The organism is Paenibacillus soyae (assembly GCF_024623455.1).
GTDB classification, from domain to species: domain Bacteria; phylum Bacillota; class Bacilli; order Paenibacillales; family Paenibacillaceae; genus Pristimantibacillus; species Pristimantibacillus soyae.
In genome coordinates this window covers 37498-57047 of sequence record NZ_JANIPJ010000016.1, presented here as the reverse complement: position 1 = coordinate 57047, position 19550 = coordinate 37498, and the positions used below count along the sequence as shown (strand labels likewise).

Annotated in this window: 11 protein-coding genes; all 11 read right to left on the bottom strand. The window is 50.0% G+C overall.

Annotated features, from left to right (window positions below):
- Positions 1–20: 20 nt before the first annotated feature.
- The 11 genes from NQZ67_RS20630 to NQZ67_RS20580 all read right to left on the bottom strand — a co-directional run bounded on the left by NQZ67_RS20630 (position 21) and on the right by NQZ67_RS20580 (position 19408).
- Entirely contained in the window at positions 21–2249 is a 2229-nt protein-coding gene (locus tag NQZ67_RS20630) for a helix-turn-helix domain-containing protein (RefSeq protein ID WP_257449590.1), read from the bottom strand.
- Positions 2250–2334: 85 nt separating this feature from the next.
- Complete coding sequence (locus tag NQZ67_RS20625) at positions 2335–3960, bottom strand: response regulator transcription factor (protein ID WP_257449588.1); 1626 nt, start codon at positions 3958–3960, stop codon at positions 2335–2337.
- Positions 3961–3986: 26 nt separating this feature from the next.
- The gene (locus NQZ67_RS20620) at positions 3987–5273 is read right to left on the bottom strand and encodes an ABC transporter substrate-binding protein (RefSeq protein WP_257449587.1); all 1287 of its coding nucleotides are present in this window, start codon (positions 5271–5273) and stop codon (positions 3987–3989) included.
- Between the two features lie 107 nt (positions 5274–5380).
- A complete protein-coding gene (locus NQZ67_RS20615) occupies positions 5381–7111 on the bottom strand; it encodes a sensor histidine kinase (RefSeq protein WP_257449586.1) in 1731 nt (576 codons plus the stop codon).
- 70 nt (positions 7112–7181) lie between these two features.
- On the bottom strand, positions 7182–8021 hold the full coding sequence (locus NQZ67_RS20610; protein ID WP_257449584.1) for a carbohydrate ABC transporter permease: 840 nt from the start codon (positions 8019–8021) through the stop codon (positions 7182–7184).
- A 6-nt stretch (positions 8022–8027) separates the two neighbouring features.
- On the bottom strand, positions 8028–8981 hold the full coding sequence (locus NQZ67_RS20605; RefSeq protein ID WP_257449583.1) for a carbohydrate ABC transporter permease: 954 nt from the start codon (positions 8979–8981) through the stop codon (positions 8028–8030).
- 171 nt (positions 8982–9152) lie between these two features.
- On the bottom strand, positions 9153–10184 hold the full coding sequence (locus NQZ67_RS20600; protein ID WP_257449582.1) for an S-layer homology domain-containing protein: 1032 nt from the start codon (positions 10182–10184) through the stop codon (positions 9153–9155).
- A 107-nt stretch (positions 10185–10291) separates the two neighbouring features.
- Positions 10292–16168, bottom strand: a complete 5877-nt coding sequence (locus NQZ67_RS20595) for a sugar-binding protein (protein WP_257449581.1) — start codon at positions 16166–16168, stop codon at positions 10292–10294.
- 82 nt (positions 16169–16250) lie between these two features.
- Positions 16251–17063, bottom strand: coding sequence for a carbohydrate ABC transporter permease (locus NQZ67_RS20590; protein WP_257449580.1), 813 nt, complete (start codon positions 17061–17063; stop codon positions 16251–16253).
- A 12-nt stretch (positions 17064–17075) separates the two neighbouring features.
- The gene (locus NQZ67_RS20585; RefSeq protein WP_257449579.1) at positions 17076–17960 is read right to left on the bottom strand and encodes a carbohydrate ABC transporter permease; all 885 of its coding nucleotides are present in this window, start codon (positions 17958–17960) and stop codon (positions 17076–17078) included.
- Positions 17961–18058: 98 nt separating this feature from the next.
- Positions 18059–19408: an ABC transporter substrate-binding protein gene (locus NQZ67_RS20580; RefSeq protein ID WP_257449578.1), complete on the bottom strand. Its 1350-nt coding sequence runs from the start codon at positions 19406–19408 to the stop codon at positions 18059–18061.
- Between the last annotated feature and the right edge of the window lie 142 nt (positions 19409–19550).

The following is a 19550-nucleotide window of genomic DNA, read 5'->3' as shown; positions in this document are numbered from 1 at the left end:
CTAACAAGCAGCGCTTGCTCCTACACATTTCGCTGGGCGCGATAAATCACCCGAAATTCGCCCGGCGGAAATCCGTAAATCTTCTTAAATGCCCGATGGAAAGAAAGGACGTGGCTGTAGCCCACTTTCTCGGCAATGATCCCGATGGCATCATCGGAGTCGACCAGCATCTTGCGCGCATGCTCCAGACGAACCTTTAATACATAGTCGACAAACTTTTCGCCCGTCTCCTTCTTGAATAAAATACTTGCGCTCGCGGCGGGCATATCAAACGTATCGCTTACGCCAACCAACGATAAATCCGGGTCGGCATAATGATTATCGATATAAGACTTCATCCGCATCGCTATGGATTTGGTGCTATTCTCTTCCCGCTGCAGGACCAAATGCTCAGCTAATTCTTCTAGCAACGCCAGCCCATCTTGCCCCCACTCCGCCAACGTTTCCGTCTGATTGGACAAGGTCTCGAAGCGAGATTGAAAGTGCATTCTCCACATGTCCGGCGAGATTGACAGCATTTCCTTTTCCAGCATCTGCGTCAGGCTGCTGATCAGGTCCGATAATTGCAATCTTCCCAGCCTTTTGTCGTAAAGCTCGTTTATCATTCCTGTAAACTTGCCCCGCCAAGCATGATCGCCTTTTTTAAACAGATGGATCATGGCCGGCATGACATCCAGAAGCGCGTACGAGCCGATGTCCGACTTTTGCTTGGACATCTCGTGATCGATAACGCAATTGGTGCCGAAGACGGCTTTCAGTAAAACGTTCGATTGGGCAGCCCGATACGAAGACGCCATATGGATCATGCCATCCCTCGTCTTGCCGATGCCCACGGTTACGGTAAACTCTACATGTTGATGTATCCATTTGCGATAGTCGTCGCACATCGCCCTAATCGTGTCTTCGTAGGGAATATTGGCTTGTTTAAGGAACAATACGACTGCTATTTGATGCTGATCCGTCCATACGCAATAAAGCGCGATGTCTCTTTCGACGGCGGATTCCTTAATGGCGCTTTCCAAAATATATTTGAGCAGATGTTGATCGCCGGGTTTATAGTTTTCGGCGAAGTCATGATAGTGGTCGATCTCGATGGAAATCGCGCATACGCATTCGTAATCAACGGGCATTCCCAGCACAGCCGCTTCTTTTCTCCATTCCGTGTCGCTCATGACGCGTTGTCCGGCCAATAGCTCCTGGATCAGGATTCTTTTGCGATGAACGGCCTCCGCTTCCTGCAAGGAATGATAATCCATCGTTTTCTGCAGCAAAGCATCAATCGTGGATTCAATGACATTAAATTCGTTCAAACGCGATTTCATGCCGTTACTCGCGCTCTTTCTTGCCCCGATTGAAGAATTGATTTTTTCCACGATTTGATGAATCGGCCTGTAGTGGACATGCGTTATAATCGTAAACCAGAGGAGTGCTAGCACGATGACGATAAGGACGATAAGGATCCAAATATTGGACAGCATCGAGATCAGCGTGTAGCTCCCTGCATTCACGCTTACCGCCGAATAGGCCCATCCGGTGTACTCCGATACGGTTCTAACATGGGAAGCCGTGTCTTGATCGCTGGACGTGCCTTGAAAATCGTTGCCTTCGGCGTCCAAAATGCGAATTTGGGTCTCCTCTTGCTGACTAAGTTGATGTAAGTACTCCATTATGGAATTGACGTAAATATTAATGACCATAATGCCGGTTTGCTGGGTGGGATAGGTATATGTTTTCATGAGGGAAACGACTTTTTGACCATTGCGATCAATGGTGGACAACGTATAGTCTCGCGGTTCCGTCCATTTGGCTTGTTCCCTCTCCAATAGGCTTCTCTCCAAAAAATCGCGATCCGCAAAAGAGGCAAACGTGTAGGTATTGGAGTCGGAGAGGATCATATGAGTGGGTTCGTCATACAAATAGATGGAGCTTACGAAGGGAAACGAAGATTTGAGGTCGATGAGTTTTTTTTGGATGACGAAATAGTCGTAGACTTCTTTGCCGCGGCTAGAAAAATAATCGTTGATATAGGGGTCCGTTAGGAGCGCGCTAACCGAATTCAGCTCGATCAGCTTGAGGCTGACCTCCGTATTCTTCATCATCTGCGTCACGATCGACCTGTTGGTTTCGATGTACCTGTTCTCGGATTGTTGATTTAGCGTTGTAAAAAATACGATGATGACCGAAGAAATCACAACGAAAAAAATAGGCGTGTACGACAACATCATACGGTAATACCAGTTTCGTTTCATTGTAATAGGCCTCCTTATCATTTCCCTCCTACTAAACGGAAAGAGGGCAATGGAATGATTGCCCTCTCCCTCTTCATCCAACACTTTACGTCCGTTTCGTTAAATCCGTTGGATTTATGCCGATATATTTTTTAAACAAGGTGCTGAAGTAAGGGACGTTTTTATAACCAACCCGATTCGCCACTTCGTAAACCAGCATGTTTTTTTCCAGCAGCAGCTCCTTTGCTTTCTCCATTCTTACTCGGGTCAAATAATTGTTGAACGTGTCCCCAACCATGTTCTTAAAAATATCGGATAAGTAATTGCGCGACATATGAACCTTGTCCGCAAGCTCGCCAAGCGTCACGTCTTCCGCATAGTTATCGTGAAGATATTGCAGCATGAAGTCCACCGCTTGCCTATGTTTGCTGTTCCCCTTCCACTCTCTGCCGGAGCATATGGCGTTTACCGTTTTCGCAACCCATCTCTCCAGCATGTCGAGAGTTGTCAGCCATACAATTTCTTGCTGCGGAAGCTCCTCGGGAGATCGCTCGTCCCACACAATGCCTGCCTCGTACAGACTGTAATTCATTATTCCCCACATCTCGCCCGCAAGAAGCTGTATTTCCGTTGGGGTAAATCGGCCTCTGGCGGCAAGAAGTTGAAATTGATCGGCAATAATGCGGTTAGCGAGCCCTGCCTGACCTGCTTTAACGGCGCTTATTAGCTCCTGGTAGAACTTCACGGGACGCGTTAGAGGAGAGAGGTCCGGAGACGCTTGCGTTCTATCCCATTGGAATAGCTCGCAGCCTTTCATTGCCGGAGATTCTCTTAGCTCGATGGCCCGGAAAGCCTCTTCCGTTGAATCCGACATTTGCAGCCAATTATTTTTTAGACTCCCCAGTCCGATACGAAGATTGATCTTTAAATATCGACTCACGCTTTCGATTACATCGGCCCCAAGCTGCCTTAGCTTCATCCGAAGCTCTTCTTGCGGGGGCGGGGGATCCAGATGAATGACGATCGCGCATCGCGTGCCATGCAGCTCCGAATACGAATAGGAGTCAAAGATCGCATTCGCGATTTCCTTGACGATATTGCCGACGGCGAACCGAAACAAATTCAAATCGGCAATAGAAACCGCGTTTAAACGGATATCCCTCACCATTTCGACGCCGATAACGAGGTGATTGGCCTTTTTCCAACTCTCAAACGGAACAGGAAGCTTATCATCCTCCCGATAAGAGGGCTCCAGCGTGCCTGAAACGACGGATTTCACCCATTCTTTTTCTATGAAGGGTTGAAATTGGATAAGCTTCTCATTCAATTCCTCTTGCTCCCGGCTTTTCAAACGCTCTAGGTGCAGCTGGTCTATCACCTTCTGCAAGACGGATTTGAGGGTGGGAACGCTCACCGGTTTACTCAAATAATCGATGACATGTAAACGCATGGCCTGACGGGCGTGTTCAAAGTCCGAATATCCGCTTAAAATAACGATTTTCCCGTTAAATTGATCGGTTCGCAGCAACTCGATCATCTCCAGACCGCTCATGACGGGCATGTAAATATCCGTAATGACAAGATCCGGGTTGACCCTTCGGATCAGCTCGAAGCCTTCTTCGCCGTCTGTCGCTTCGCCGGCCCACTCGGCACCCAATTCCTTCCAGGGTATGGCTAGCTTCATCCCCTGCAATACGTTTCGGTCATCGTCGATAATCACGATCTTCCACATGATGTCGTCCCCCGGCTTATCATGAATTATTTGCCGTACTCTTTTGCCAGCTTTTGCAGCGCGTCGAATGCTTGCTCCGGCGTTTTTTTGCCAAAGCTGAGCTCGTCGCGGACAAGACTCCAGTCTTTGTCGACCCAATTCGTCCAGCCGCTTGCGCCGGGCGACCATTGCTGGCCATGCTTCTGAGTCGCGTTATACAGCTCCATGCCTGCCCTGTCCGCATCGCTTAAGGAGGATTCGATGGCGGCAGCAACCTTGGCGTTTACCGGTACCCCGCGGCTGGTCCCGAGAATTTCGCCGGCCTCTTGACTGTTAATGAACCAATTAACAAACTTTTTGGCCTCTTCGGCGTTTTTGGAGAAAGGCGAGATTCCAAAGAACAGAGAAGGCTTAAGCCAGCCGCCCGCCTCCTCCGCCCGGGGCATCGTTACGAGAGCGTACGCGCCGGGATTCATGCTGTCCCAGGCTCCGAAACTGGAGTTAAAGGCAAGCCTGATCAATATGTTCCCTTTCACCAGCAGATCGGCGGCCGGATCGAATTCCTTGTCCGAGGCATTCACGTCGGCGGGCGGTATGACGCCATCCTCGCGTAGCGTCTGCCAACGCATGGCCCAATCCAGAAACGTTGTCCTGTCTACGTTGAATTTTCCGTCGTTTGTGATGAGCTGGCCTTTGCCGTGAGCATATTGATAGGCGCTATAGGCAAAATAATCGCCGGCGTAATCCTTCGTTAGGTATTGGTTTCCTCCCAGCTTTACCTTGGCATCTACGGCGTATTGAAAAAACTCGTCCCATGTCCAGCCCATGGAAGGTACCGATAAACCCAGCTTTTCCATGGCCGCCTTATCGTAGATCATCCCGTGAGCTACCGATCCCAGAGGTACGCCGTACAACTTGTTATCGATGTAGCCGATACTCGTCAGCTTGGCATCGATGTTTGTCAGATCTATGGCATCCGTCATATCAATCAACTGATTTCGAGAAGCCCAGTCCGCTACCCAGCTGGGGTCGATCTGGAATATATCCGGAGCATTCTGAGCCGCGGCTTGCGTGGATAATTTATCCAAGTACCCGTCCATCCCCGAATACTCGGGTTCAAAGGTTACATGGGGATTGGCTTTTGTATAAGCTTCCAATGCCCTTAGCGTCACTTCATGCCGGGATTGTGCGCCCCACCACATGATGCGCAGCTTAACGCTCTCTCCGTCTTGGGGCCTAGTCGGTATCGTATCGTTGCCGGATGAGCATGCCGAAAGCACAATGGCCAAAAATGCTGCCGCAGCTAGATAAGCTATTCGTCGCCGCATGACCATTTGTTCATCTCTCCTATCCCGTTACATCATCATCTTAACAAGTCTACTGGACCCGTTATAGCAGAAGGATGCACAATTTGATTTGATATTTTCCGATTTTTTCAATATCACGGTATATTGCGGAGTACGGGAAGCGTCAGCCGTATCGTGGTCCCCCCTTCATCGCGGGGCCCATACTCGACTCCGTAAGCGTTGCCAAAATGAGCTGAAATACGTTCCTTGACATTGCGTATGCCGTAGCCTCCCGTTTTTCGATGCGTCGTCCGGGCCGGCTGGTACCCTTGTCCGTCATCCTCTATAAGGATGGAGAGCTTCTCGCCTTGCTGCTTCATGGTAATCCAGATCGTCCCATGGCTCCGATTGTGGAAGCCGTGTACCACCGCATTCTCTACAAAGGGCTGCAAGATCATTTTTGGAATATATAAAAACGGGATGTCCTCTGGGACTTCAAAATAAAATTGCAGGGAGCCCTTATAACGAATTTGCTGAATTTCCAAATAGCAGCTTAAATGCTCCAGCTCTTGCTGGATCGTAATATATGTATTCCCGTTGGAAAGGCTGATTCGAAACATCCGACCCATAAGCTCCAGAATGCGGCTCATATCCCCCTGATCGTTGGCAATGGCAATCCAATTTAACTGGTCCAACGTGTTATACAGAAAGTGGGGGTTAATATTGGCCTGCAATGCTTCTATCTCGGCCACCCTTTGCAGCTCGTGACGTTCGCGTAGCGACTGTATAAGCTGTTCGATACGCTCGTTTTGCTTGCGATATCCCGCATAGAGGTAACCAAACTCGTTGGAATAGTCTTCCGGCAGCTTCATGTTTTTGCCCTCGATGGAATAACGATTCATCGCGCCAACCAGCTTCTTGATCGGCCTCGTAAACTGCATGCTAAGCAGCATCGTAATGACTAACGTTAGTAATATGGATATAACGCCTATGATCGCAATGACCTTTGCAAGCTTCACGCTTCCTTGCGTGATCTCGGACCAAGGGGTCAGCTCGACCAAGGTCCACTTGGAATTATTGTTGCGAGCATACACGATAAGCGACGATTCGGCCCCTCCCGTATCGTTTTCGATTCGAAATACGCCGGAGGAGCCTCCCATTCGCGCCCTTAAGCTTGCCCACGTCTCCGCGTCCGGAACATTGCCGATTTGGAGAATGGGCTGGCCTGATACATCTAACATGATCCTGCTCACTTCCACCGAGGAATGGCCCGCTAACACGTTTTTTAACATATCCGACTTCACGTGAATAACCAAATACCCGATAAGCTTATTGTTGTACAAGATGGACCGCGCGAAGCTAAGCACGGACACCTCTCCTCGAAACGATGACCGTTCATACTCATCGCTCCATGCAAAATCGTTGCGCCTGATGCTTTCCGCCCAATAATGATTCGAAGCGTCCTCCAGCTCCAGAAATTGAATATAGCTCAAGGAGTCTCCATAACTCGGCCTGTTCATAAACACGTCTATGCCTTCGATAAGCGGCATTGAGTTTGTTAAATTGGCAAGAGATTGCTTCACCTCGTTAAACCCCTGGTACCGGGAAAATTCATCCTGATCTCTAGCCCCCGTCAATAAGGCGAGCAGCGAATTATCTCTGGACCTTGATAATGAAATTTGTTCAATGGTTACCATTCGCGTCGTTATCTCATTGTTCAGTTCATTAAGAAGCTTCTGCTGGTTTGTAGATGCCGTAGTCGCCAGCTCTTTGGAGGTCAAGCTGTAGCTTATCCATATCGTTATACTGAGCACAAGGATGATTAACGCGGCAAAGCTGCCAAAAAACAGATGATCGATTCTGTACTTCTTAAAAGGATTCTTCACTGAGGGCACTCCTTCTGAAGAACGAATAATTCGCAGCTATATAACGATTGGGCTCGTCCCTTCCATCCTATTACTTCATGCCTGTCGTCGCAACGCTTTCTACCAATTGCTTTTGCGCAGCCGCAAACAATAACGTTGCCGGCAAAATCGAAACAAGCGACATCGCCAGCAGTTGTCCCCATTGCTGATTGCCTTCGGAATCGCTGAGCATCTTGAGCGCAAGCCCCACCGTATACTTGTCGACCGAATTAATATACAGAAGGTGACCCAAGAAATCATCCCAATTCCAAAGAAAGCAGAAAATGATCACCGTTATAAGGGCAGACCTCGTTAGCGGCATCACGATAAGCAAATAAATGCCGAACCATGAGCATCCATCGATCTTCGCCGATTCGTCCAGTTCCTTGGGTACCCCCCTAATGAATTGAACGAGGAGAAACACAAAAAATGTTCCGCCCGATCCTCCGGCGAGAAGATGCGGAACGATAAACGGCCAATACGTATCGATCCAGCCAAACTGGTGAAACATCGCGTATTGCGGAATGACAAGCACCTGTGCCGGAAGCATCAAGGTCAACAAAAGGATGGAGAACCAAAACTTTTTTAAGGGAAAATCCAGCCTGGCAAACCCAAACGCGACCAGGGTACAAGAAACAACGGTCGCGTTAATAACGGCAAGCTCGAGCATAAACGTATTCAGATAAAAATCGGTGAAGGAAAACCCCGGAATCGCGTTCCACCCTTCGCCGAAATTGTTCCATAGGGGAACCAACGGAAATGGATAGGGAGAGCTCATTTCCGCATTTGATTTTAATGACGACCCCATCCACCAAATAAGCGGATAGATCATAACGAGACTGAAAATAAAGAGAAAGCTATGTCGAATGACGCTGAAGATCCGTCCACTCATTTACCTTTATCCTCCTTTTGATTCCGTTTCATAGAACACCCAGTATTTGGAGGTTAAAGCGAGAATGCCGGCAATAACGGCTATCATGCTCAACAGGATCCAGGCAAGCGAAGAAGCGTATCCCATCTGATAGCGATTAAACGCACGTTCATACAGGTAAACAGCATAGACCATCGTGGAATTCATCGGCCCGCCCCTAGTAATGACATAGGCCGCGGTGAACATCTGGAACGCTCCGATTACCGCCATTATAAGATTGAAATACAATACCGGGGTGAGCATGGGCAACGTAATCCTCCACGACTGCGTCCATCGACCGGCTCCGTCAACGGATGAGGCCTCGTATAGCTCTCTCGGAATTTGCTTGAGGCCGGCCAAGAAAATAACCATGGCCGAACCAAACTGCCATACCGTAAGCAATACCAGCGTCCATAAGGCCGTTTGGGGATCGCTGATCCAGCCTCTGCCTTGAATGCCGAACACGCCAAGAAACCGATTCATCCAGCCATCGACTCCGAAAATGGTTTCCCATAGCATGGAAACCGCGATGCTGCCCCCAATGAGAGACGGGAAATAGATAGCGATTCGATAAGCGGAGATGCCTGTAACCGCTTTGTTTAACGCCAAGGCGATAAGCAATGCAGCCAATAAACGAGCCGGTACGGATACGACTACAAACTTAAAGGTGACGATAAGAGACTGAACAAACTTGTCGTCTTCCAGCAAGATGTTCTTATAGTTGTCGAAGCCTACCCAGTCCATCCCTTTCATTAAGGTATAATCCGTAAAGGAGTAATAGAGGGAAAGCATCATGGGGTATAACGTCAGCGCAAAAAAGCCAAGCAACCATGGTGAAATAAAGAGGTAGCCCGCCAGCGGGGACTCCCATCTTTTTAAGGCCTTGCCGATAGACTTTGAATGCGGACTTCGGTGAATGAGAGGGTTCTCGTAGCGGCTCATATCGTCACTCCTGCTTGGATGTTGCCTATATACCAAGTATAGAAGCAAGGACAGTCCGGTCATAGAAGGCAATTTCACGATTTCTTTCAAAATAATCCGAAATCGAACATGAACCACTGTCACTGATCGCAGAAAACGCCACCTTTCACCAGGTGGCGCTTTTGAACGATATTAGAGTTCCGCTGTATTCTTATAATCAATCAACCTTAGAATTAAGACAACCGCCTCGGCGCGAGTCGCGTTAGCCGCAGGCACGAACTTATTGTTGTCTCTGCCCTTAATCAGGCCCGCTTCGGCAGCCGCAGCAACGGACGGCTGCGCCCAGACGGGAATGCTGTCCGTGTCGGCGAAAGCGGGTTTCCATCCTTCGTCCATCTTCGTATCTAATGTCCGCATCATCATGGCCGCCATTTCGGAACGGTTGATCAGAAGGTCTGGACGGAAAGTCGCATCCTCGTAGCCCGTTATGACGCCTGCCGTTTGGGCTTCCAAGACAGAAGGCTTAGCCCAGTCCGGAATACGGTCCAGATCGGCAAATGAAGGATCTGCGCCGCCCTTGGGCTTTAGCTCCATCGCCCTGGAGACCATCGTGGCAAACTCCGCTCTCGTTACATGGTTCTGCGGGCGGAAGGTGCCGTCGGCATAGCCAGCCACGAAACCAAGACCGGCTGCCCGCTCGATCTCCTGTTTCGCCCAGTGTCCGTTAAGATCGTTGAATGTCTTTCCGGCCGTCGTAACGTTCAGGCTAACATTCGCGGCATGATTAGTGACGGTCAAGTCGCTTTTTACGAGCTCCACGTTTGTTAACCCAATTGCCGTTGGCTTACTGCCGGTACCGCCTATGACCTTGAATTCTATCGTAGCCAAAACCACTTTTCCGCTCTCACCGGCAACCTTACCTACCTTCGTATGGGCGAATACGAGTTCACCATCCTTAGGCGCCATCGGCACGGAGAAGCCGGTCATCGGACTTTCCGTCTTCACATATCGCAAGCGGCTTGGTTCGTATGTCAAGTTTATTTCATATCCGTACACGTCGGTCAAGTTGTTCCCGGTTACCACAACCTGAATATTCTCGCCGACTGCGGGCCGTTCATTGTTTAAGGTCAGGGAGAAGGAAGCATCCTTGGCCAACACGGTATAAGGCATTAAAGAAAGCGATACCCATAGAGATAGACATAGTAATAGGAATTTACGCTTCATAGGAGGATCCATCCTTTTCTATATGGTAAGAGCGTTTAACCTTGCACGTTGCCCACTAACAAACGGAGGTCGGCATAATGCCGGCCTCCGTGTTGTACATTCTGCAGTTACTCCGACAGCCAGTTTACGGCAATCATTCTGGCAACGGCGGACAATTCGCGAATCGTGATTTCTCCGCTGCCGAACAGGTCTGCCTTCTCGACATTCATCCAATCCGTATCGTTAGATGTCGTACCGTAGTACTTGGCCAGGTACGACAGGTCGCGAATGGTTACTGCCGTTTGACCCGGTACTAGCGTAATGATTTGAGCTGCGAAGACGTCTACGGCTTCATGAAGAGCGGCAGTTGCTTGGTTAACCGTAGACTGTGATGCAGATCCATTATTCCTCACGGCCACTGCCTGCTGAATGGCAGCTTCCAGCGCGCTTCTTGCAGCGGAGGAATATTGCCCGATTTTATTACCTTCCTCGGCACCATCCAGCTTTGAAGTCGCGGCTTCAATGGCTGCAATCAATTCCGATTTATTGACGCTTGGATCAGGAATCACGCTGCTTCTGAACGCGGCAATCGCTTGATTGAGCGCTGTGATCGCTTGCGCGATGTCGCTTTCGGTCGAGGCCCCGTTATCCCGCACGTTAATCGCCGATTGAACGGCACCTTGCAGTACGGCTTTGGAACCAACCGGATATTGTCCAGGCTGCGTGCCTTCTGTAGATGTGTTCAGTAATCCTTCAGCCTGTTCAATAACGGCTGCAAGCGCCGAGCTATCCGCCAATTTCACCGTAATATCCAATACGGCATTTGCTGTGTTGATGTTACGAGCGTCAGCTTGCGCCGTTACAACGAAGTCGGCAAGGGAAACGCTGGTACCGCCCGCAGACGCGCTGCCCATCGCTCTGCCGTTCAGCACGAACAGTTCGCCGCTGTTTTGGTCCAAATGACCTGTTGTTGAAGCAATGATGAGAATCTGCCCCGTCTGTTGCTTGACAGCCGTTGCAAGGATGGTCAGATCATCGCGCACATTTGTTAATGCACTTGCCGCCAGGCTGACGACTCCGTCTATATCGGTAACGGTCTCGAACTCGAATTTCTCCGGATCGTAATGAACTTCGACGGACATAGCGTCGAATCCTTCGGCCAGATTGTCGATACCAATGGACAGGGCAACAGGGTGTCCTGCTATAACCGTCGATGGACCGCTGATGTCAGCATTCTCGTCATCCCCGCCCGATGGTTTAAGAAGCGTAACCACACCCCAGTTTGAACCGTTCATCCAGGAGTCTCCGGTCTGGTCATGCCACATGACAATATCCTGACGGCTGCCGCCTGCATTCGCGTCATTGATCTGCAGGTCAAATCCAATGACATGATCTTCCGCGGGAGCAACGGCTTTAAATGGAATCTTCGCTTCCATGTAGTAACCGCCGTCCACGACCTTGGCGAATGACTCAAACCCCGCACTGATACTGCCTGGATTAAAGCTTTGCTCATTTAGATAATTAATACGGTATTGTCCCATACCTGCGCCGTAGGACGTTTGCTTACTGTTGCTCTCATCCACGAAGATCTCGACCGAATCCTTCTCATGCGCGTTGCCGCTGCTGCTGTTCAGCACAGGGTCTTTGACACGCACCAGCACATACAGGTTTTGATCGTCCCATAGCACTTTAGCGGAGCCGTCCGCCGGACCGTTCACCATCGTCAGATGCTTAAGGATCGGCAGCGCGACGGTCGTATTCCAGAGCGGGTCGAGCTCGGAGCCGCCGAGAACGGGCGTACCGTATGCGGCGGTCCCGACGCCGCTAGGCAGCAGCTGCAGCGCTTTGAACGCGTTACGCAGCGCGAAATACGAATGGTCCGCTGCTTCCTGACCGATCTCAGCATTCGATGCTGCAGCTTTGGCCTCACTTAAAGCGCTCGCAAAAGCCATCCATGATTCGTTGGTATAAATCGCGTCGTCTAGGTTATCTGCGTCCTCAATAAGGGCGTTCAGCAAAGTTTTGTCGACCGCTGCTTCGCCAATCGGATTCGCGGATCCGCCTCTGCCGGCTTTCACCTCGTTGAAGTAGGCTTCGATCTTGGTAACCTCTTCAGCAGTCAGCACTCTGTCGTAGATAAGAATCTGCAGCACTTCGCCCATGAAACGGAATGGAGTGGCAGACGCCATCGTGTAACCTACGGCCAGATCCGCTCTGTTCCCCTTCAGAGGCTTGGCGTTCGTTCCAGGGGTGCCGATGACGTTGTTATTAACAAAAACAGTTCTCGTGTTTCCGTTAAGCTGCGCCCGAACGCTGACCAGACCGTTTGTGGCCGTGGTTGAAATGGATTGCCCGCCGCCTCCGACGCTGCCATCCGCGTTACCGAAGCGAAGATTCACTCGATTTGTTCCAACGCCGAGATTGATACCGCTCCAACCGTCGTTGGCAGCCCATGTCTGGTAAGACTCGTTCAATCCGAAGTAAACAAGACCGCTTTGGTCGCTGGAGTTGTTGGCTGTCGTCGTTGGTTTCACCAGCGTATAAATCGTCATATCCGTTTTGCCGTTATAATCTTTAAAGCCCGCGGCTTTTAACGGCCTTGAATTCGCGTCGAATTCGACAGACTCGTAAACGCCTTGTTTGATTTTAGGGTTGCCGCTTGGCGCTCCGAGACCATCACCCCCGCTGCCAGGAACGTTCGCCGGAACAAGCTTTGCCGGAACGCCTCCCATATTGGTCCATCCCGTTACGCTGCCGCTGCTATCCCGTTCCACGCCCTCATCGGCCTTCAGCCATAAATCAAGACCGTTTCTAGGAATATCGACAGGCGTCATATCCCTTACCACAACACTAGCATGCGACTGGCTCAGTACTTCGCCGTCTTCCGCCAGTACATAAATGACGTATGGCCCCGGCAGCACGGGCGCTTTCATCGCGATTGCATCGCCAGAGGCTGCTGTTTCATCGTCGCCTCCATCAAAGTGTCCGCCGCTCGACGAGGAGATCCATATCTTCTTGGTCGCGTCGTCCAAATCGTACGCGAACCTGACAGTCCCGCCGGGAGCTACCGACACGTCAGCCGAGAGCAGTTTGTTTGCCGCCGATACTGTGGTCGTAAAGCTGATGGTTCTGGAAGTCGTCCCCGACGGAGCGCTGACGACCAACGTCCAGCTTCCTTCGGCGAATATTTTGTGACCGCTTACAACAGGATTTCCGTTAAGCGTATACGTATTGTCATCGCTTAGGGAAAGCTCAAGAGGACGTGACTTTGAGACATCGTAAGTCTGCCCGTCTTCCACATTGATCGAGGACATGCTCAGGTCGACGTATAACGTATACTTAGAAGCAGCGGTTTCTCTGCCGTCTTCATATACGATATATAGCTTGTATTCCCCTGGCACAGACGGAGCATCGATGAATGGTTCGTCGCCGGCAGCTTTGGTCATCGTAGCGCCTTCATGAAACACGGTTGTGTTCGCAGGCGCAAGCCACACTGTATCTTCAGGCTGCAGCAGGCCTCTGCGCGGCAGCTTCTCCCCCTTCCCCATAATGACATGGGACGCAAGCTCAAACTCGGTGTCGGCAATGAGGCTTCTTGGGATCATATGGGTATATTCGTTGGCAAGACCCGAATTCAATACGATTTCGTTGCCTCTAACCGGCCAAATGCGGTCTTCGCTTTTATAATTGTCGAACGTTATCCTAGGGGCGCCATTCTGGTTGTTGTTTCCGTCCACGTAACCTTCGATGGCAATCATATCGCTTTTGCGCTTCCAGTTGTTGAACTCATAAAGCCGGCTTTGTCCGGGAGCATGCGAGAGCTTGGATTGCACGACGTTGCCTATCATCTTAATGAACGTGCTTCCTTCGTCGGGATGGAACCCGTTCGTCCAGTTGTTGGAGGTTGTCGGTTTGCCCGTTGGATTCGGGTCGAGGAAGTTGTAGTTCATCTCGGTGTAATTCGTCCAGTTGTCGGGATGCCAGTTGCTATTTTTGTCGGTAACAGGGCTGTTCGTCAAATCCTTGACGGTATCCCATGTCCCTCCGCCCGGCAAGTTACCCGGGTCTCCCTGCCGGCCCAATGAATAGATGGCGCCAGAGTCATTGACGATCGTACAGATTTCTTCTATCCGGTTATAGTTGATTTTGTTATTCCTTGAGGTCGTCGTCAACTCCGGAGACCTTGCGAGACTCGTCTCATGCGTACCATGGTAAGGGCCGCCGTTCTTGTCCGTGCCATGAGCGGTAAAGCCGAACCCGTCGTACTCGTCCCAGCCCCAGCCGATGCTCATGGCGCCGTAAGTCGTATCATAAATATAATTATGAAGTACCTGCATATTGGTCGTGTAGAAAGAGGCTAATGCGTTGGCGCCCGGGAATCCGTAACAGGTTCTGTGCAGGAAATTATTCGTAATATAAATGTTTTCCGGCACGGCTTCCGTACCCGCCGCAAATTTTTCTTTATCAACGCCCGCCCAGTCCCTTATTGGCGTCCCGGAGACCGAAGCGCTGGATTCATGCTTAATCGGTTCATCGTTCTCATAAACATGATGCGGATGTCCGACCACAATGCCGGAAGCGAGCGAGTCTACGATATAGTTGCCCGTGACTTCGATCTCCTTGACATCGTTTTCCACGTGGATACCGTTAAATCCGGTAAGTCCGATCTCGCCATTCAACACCTTGATGTGCCTTGCCGCATTAATCATGACCGCTGCCGGCGGTATGTCATAACCGCGGTAGAACGTCTCATGCCAGTTGATGCTGCTTGGAAAGTAAGCGGTGTTCACGATGGAGCCCTGAACGGACGCATAGCCGCGGGAAGTGGTCGTCACCGGACCGGATCCATCGCTGAGCGTATAGGTGCCCGTCAGTTCGTACAGCTTGTAGTCGGTATGGGCAAACTTCAGCCCGTCGAAGGTGACGTGTCTAACGCGTCCATCATCCGAGTCCTCGATTGGGCTTAGCCGATCACCTACAGGGATCCCTCTTACGTCGAGAACCGTCTCCAGCTTTGGAACGACCACATCGGCGGTATGGATATCCTCGCCTTCAAGCGGGATGTAATATAGCGTGCTTTCCGCCTGGTCGAAATAGAAATCGCCGCGCTTGTTGAGGAACTCGAAAGCGTTACGGATGACTTGATTGTTATTTGGATTGTATTGCGTGTTATTGCTCAAGGATTGTGAAATCGCCCCATACGGCATTTGGAACCGGAGCATGACGCCTCCTGGCTTGCTGCTGGCTGCCGGCGCCTCTTCGATCGACGCGAAGGTAACGAATGGCCTCGCCCATCTGGCGGTGGAACCGCCCATGCTTTCGGCTTCGATGTTTTGAGGGTTTTTCGTATTCTTCGTCAAGCCTACGCTGGAGTCGAAGACGATAGCCGCCCGAATGTTGCTGCCGTTCTGCCACGCCCAAGGATTACCTTCAGAGGTAAAGCTGACTGTCGGAGTACCGTTGACCGTTCTGTTAGCCGAAGCGATCTGCGGACTCACTGTCATGTTGGCGCGCTTGTCGTTTACATAGATCGCGCGCAGCTTATCGCTCCGGTTAAGAGTCGTTTTGTACGCGGTTAAGCCGCCCGTCTGGGTAAGGCCGACAGCTTCTGTCCAAACGCCTTTTTCCAGCATTTCTCCGCCGCTGATGACCGGCTTTGCCCCCGGTGCCGCCTCATAGCGAATCGTGCTGCTTGCCGTTCCGGAATCCTCCGCCGTAAAAACCAGGGTTTCTTCAAGCGGATAAAAGCCATCTGCAATTTGAACGACGATATCCCCGCCGGTCTTAGGCAAAGTCCTCACTACTTCTTTAGCTTTGCCAATCGTTTTGTACGGCTTTTCTTTTGTTCCGTCGCCTGTGTCATCATTGCCGCTTCCCGCCACATAGATCGTCTTACTAATAGCAGCGCTTGGCGAGCTATCCGCCGCGGCTACCGACCCTGCTAATGGCATCATGGAGAGTACCATTGCCAAAGCCAAAAACCAAATAAATGCGCTTTTTCTCACCTCTCAAAACCTCCTTGGATAATAGTAAAACTATACACATACCGCCTGAACGGTATTGGTGCCGGATCCGTTCCGTCATCGTCTATTTCAAAATGGCGCCCGCGGTTAAAGCATTCTCGATCTTCTCGTTACCGATCATATAGATAATGATCGTGGGCAAGCTTGTCAGCATCATGGCTGCGCCGATGTATCCCCAGTGAGAAACCCCGACACTGACAAAGAAGCTATGCAATCCCACGGTCAATGGTCTGAACTGGTCTCTCGCTCCAAGAATAAAGGCTAGAGGGAATTCGTTCCAAACTCGCATGAAGATGAGAACGGTCTGCGTCACTAGCGCAGGCATGACAATCGGGAAGATAATTCGAGAAAACGCCTGATACACATTGGCCCCATCTATACAGGCCGCTTCCTCCAATTCCTTTGGCAGCGAACGGAGAAAAGCAAAGAGCATGAGCACGCATGAAGCCAAAGAGAAGCCCGTGTAAGGCAAAATCAGCGCAAAATAGGTATCCTTGATATGCAGCGATTTCACTAGTTGGAATAATGGAATGATAACGACCTCAATAGGGACGATTAATCCCAAAGATACATAAAAAAGCGCCAAGCCATTGAACTTCCAGGACATGCGGCTCAAGCAATAGGCGAGCATCGTACCTGCCACGAGCGTAATCGCGATGGTGCCGCCCGTATAAATGACGCTGTTCTTGAAATATAAAGGGAAATCGTATTTGGATAATACTTCCATGTAATTATCCCACGCCCAGGCCTTGGGAAGGCCGAACTGATTGTTATAGGCCTCTGACTTGGACTTTAAAGACATCGAGACCATCCAATACAATGGAAATAGAAATGAGCAGCCGACGACGAACCAAAATAGACGAATCCCGTTTTTCATGTCCCATGCCCCCTAGAACTCTACTTTTTCTCTTGCTACGAAGCGTTGTATGAGGAAGGAGATCACAAGACATTGCAAGATAAAGATAACGGCAATGGCAGTTCCCTTACCAAATTGCGAGGTATCAAACGCCGTATAATACATTTGGTAGATGACCGTTCTTGATAAGTCACCCGGTCCGCCGGCGGTCATCACCCGGACATGAGCATAGAACGCCATAGAACCTAAGCTCGACAGGATGAGCACATATTTCATGACATCCTGCAGCAATGGAATCGTGATGCGGGTGCTGACTTGAAAGGCATTCGCTCCGTCAATTAAAGCGGCTTCATAATAGTTTTTGGGGATGGTTTTAATCCCTGTATACAATAAGATGGCATTCAATCCGATATACTGCCATAGAAACGTCAAACCGATGCTTATCATCACAGTCTTCTCATTCGTAAGCCAGGAACGAGTCAAGCCATCGAGGCCAATAGATCTCAAGATGGTGTTGAATAATCCCCAGTTCGGCTCATAAAAGGCTACCCATATTTGGGAAACGACAATTACGGATAGAATGGCGGGAAACATCGCAGCCGACTTAAAAAACCTGCGCAATCTAGGCGTCTGAACATCAATAAAGAGTGCGAATACCATGGACAGAGGCAAACCAATCAATACCGAAATCGCAACAATCAAATACGTGTTTCTATGAGAGACCCAGAACGATGACGACTTCATTACACTCCAATAATTATCGAAGCCAACGAAACCAAGATTCTGAAAGCCATTATGATTATGCAAGCTCATCCATAATTGAGGGAGCAGCGGGTAGACGCAAAAAACCGTAAAAAGCAATAAAGCGGGAGTAGCAAAAACAGCTATAGACATCTTGGTACTGAAAAACTTGTTCATAAATCACTCTCCACTGTCTATATAGATGGTCAGGCATGGCCCGCTGGACCCCTCTTCCAGCGGGCTGCCATTCTTCTCTATTTCCGTTCCGAGATTCCTTAATTGCCAAACCAAGTATTCTCTTCCCACTCCTGATTAATCACCTTCAAGAATTCGGCTGATGGATATTCGCCAGTCAACAGCCTTGCGCCTTGAGTCGATAGCTCCGCAGACATACGTGCGTCTACCGAATTCAGCGCAAACGAAGCAATCTTCACATCGGCGGCATTGTACCAGTTCAGAAACTTCTCCATTAATGGACTCAGATTCGCGGCAGTGTTTCCCGTTTCCAGGGCAATAGCAGAACCGACGGATTCAAAGTATAGAGCATCCTGCATAGCCAAGAACTCAGCTACCTTAACCGCTTCGTCAGGATGTTCCGTCTTTGCGCTGACTGCATACCCGTTGAGTGGAGAGCCCCAGAATTGAGCTACTTTATTGGGATCGTACTTATCGCTCGAGCTCGGGAACGGGAAGAAATCAACGCTATCGATTTTCGCTAGATTCGGCAGCTCCCAGGTGAACATCCACAGCATTGCCGACTTTTTGGAAGTAAACATTTCCATCGCCGGACCGTAATCAATATTGGCAATACCATCCGCGAAGACGCCTTCCTTCGCGAGTCGTTCAATGCGTTCTACCCCCGCAATGACGGAAGGGTCGTTGAAATCCGTCTCATTGTTTACCAGCTTCATCATGGCCTCGGGGTCTCCGGTTTGGACCATTTGCTGCAGCATAAACAGCTTAAGCCCCCAACCGTCTTTACCCGGAGTCACTACCGGAACGATGCCCTCATCCTTAAGCTTCTTCGACGCCTCGATCAGCTCATCGAAGGTTTGCGGCACTTGTACGCCCGCTTGTTCGAATAGATCCTTGTGATAGAAAATAACCGGCGTGAAATACGTATCCGCTCCAGAGGATAGGCTGTATATTTTTCCATCAAAATGCTTTAACGCCTCCGGCACCTTGTATTTATTCAAAAAACCGTCTTCGGTAATGTAGGATGTCAAATCCATAATATTGCCTGCTTGATTCAAGGAAGTGAAGAAACCGGCATCATTCCAGAATATATCCGGCATATCCCCGGAGGCATTGTAGGTTTTCATCTTGTTGGCCATATCCTCGCCGCCGCCGCCCGGCTCGAATTCCACCTCTAGATTGGGGAACTCCTTTGCAATATTCGGTTTAATAAACTGCTCCATAATGTTATTGCGGTTTTCGTCCGTCGTAATGGTCATGATGCGCAGTTTCACTTTTTCCCCGTCCGTTTTCCCGCCGCTTGGCTGCTCCGAAGCGCCTGTCGAAGGCGAGGTTGAAGGAGAAGACGAATTGTTAGAGGAGCATGCCGCTACAGCCACCATTGTCAGTACAAGCAAAGCTGTAAAAACTATCCTGATCATTGGTTTCATTTTATGACCTCCTGATTTTTTTTGTAGGATGATTGGCGACTCAAGAAAGCGTTACCATCTACAGGCTTTATTGTATAGGGCTGCCCTAACCATGGACAGAGACGATTATAGGTCAGGAAGGAATATTGTACGCAGTTCTGCG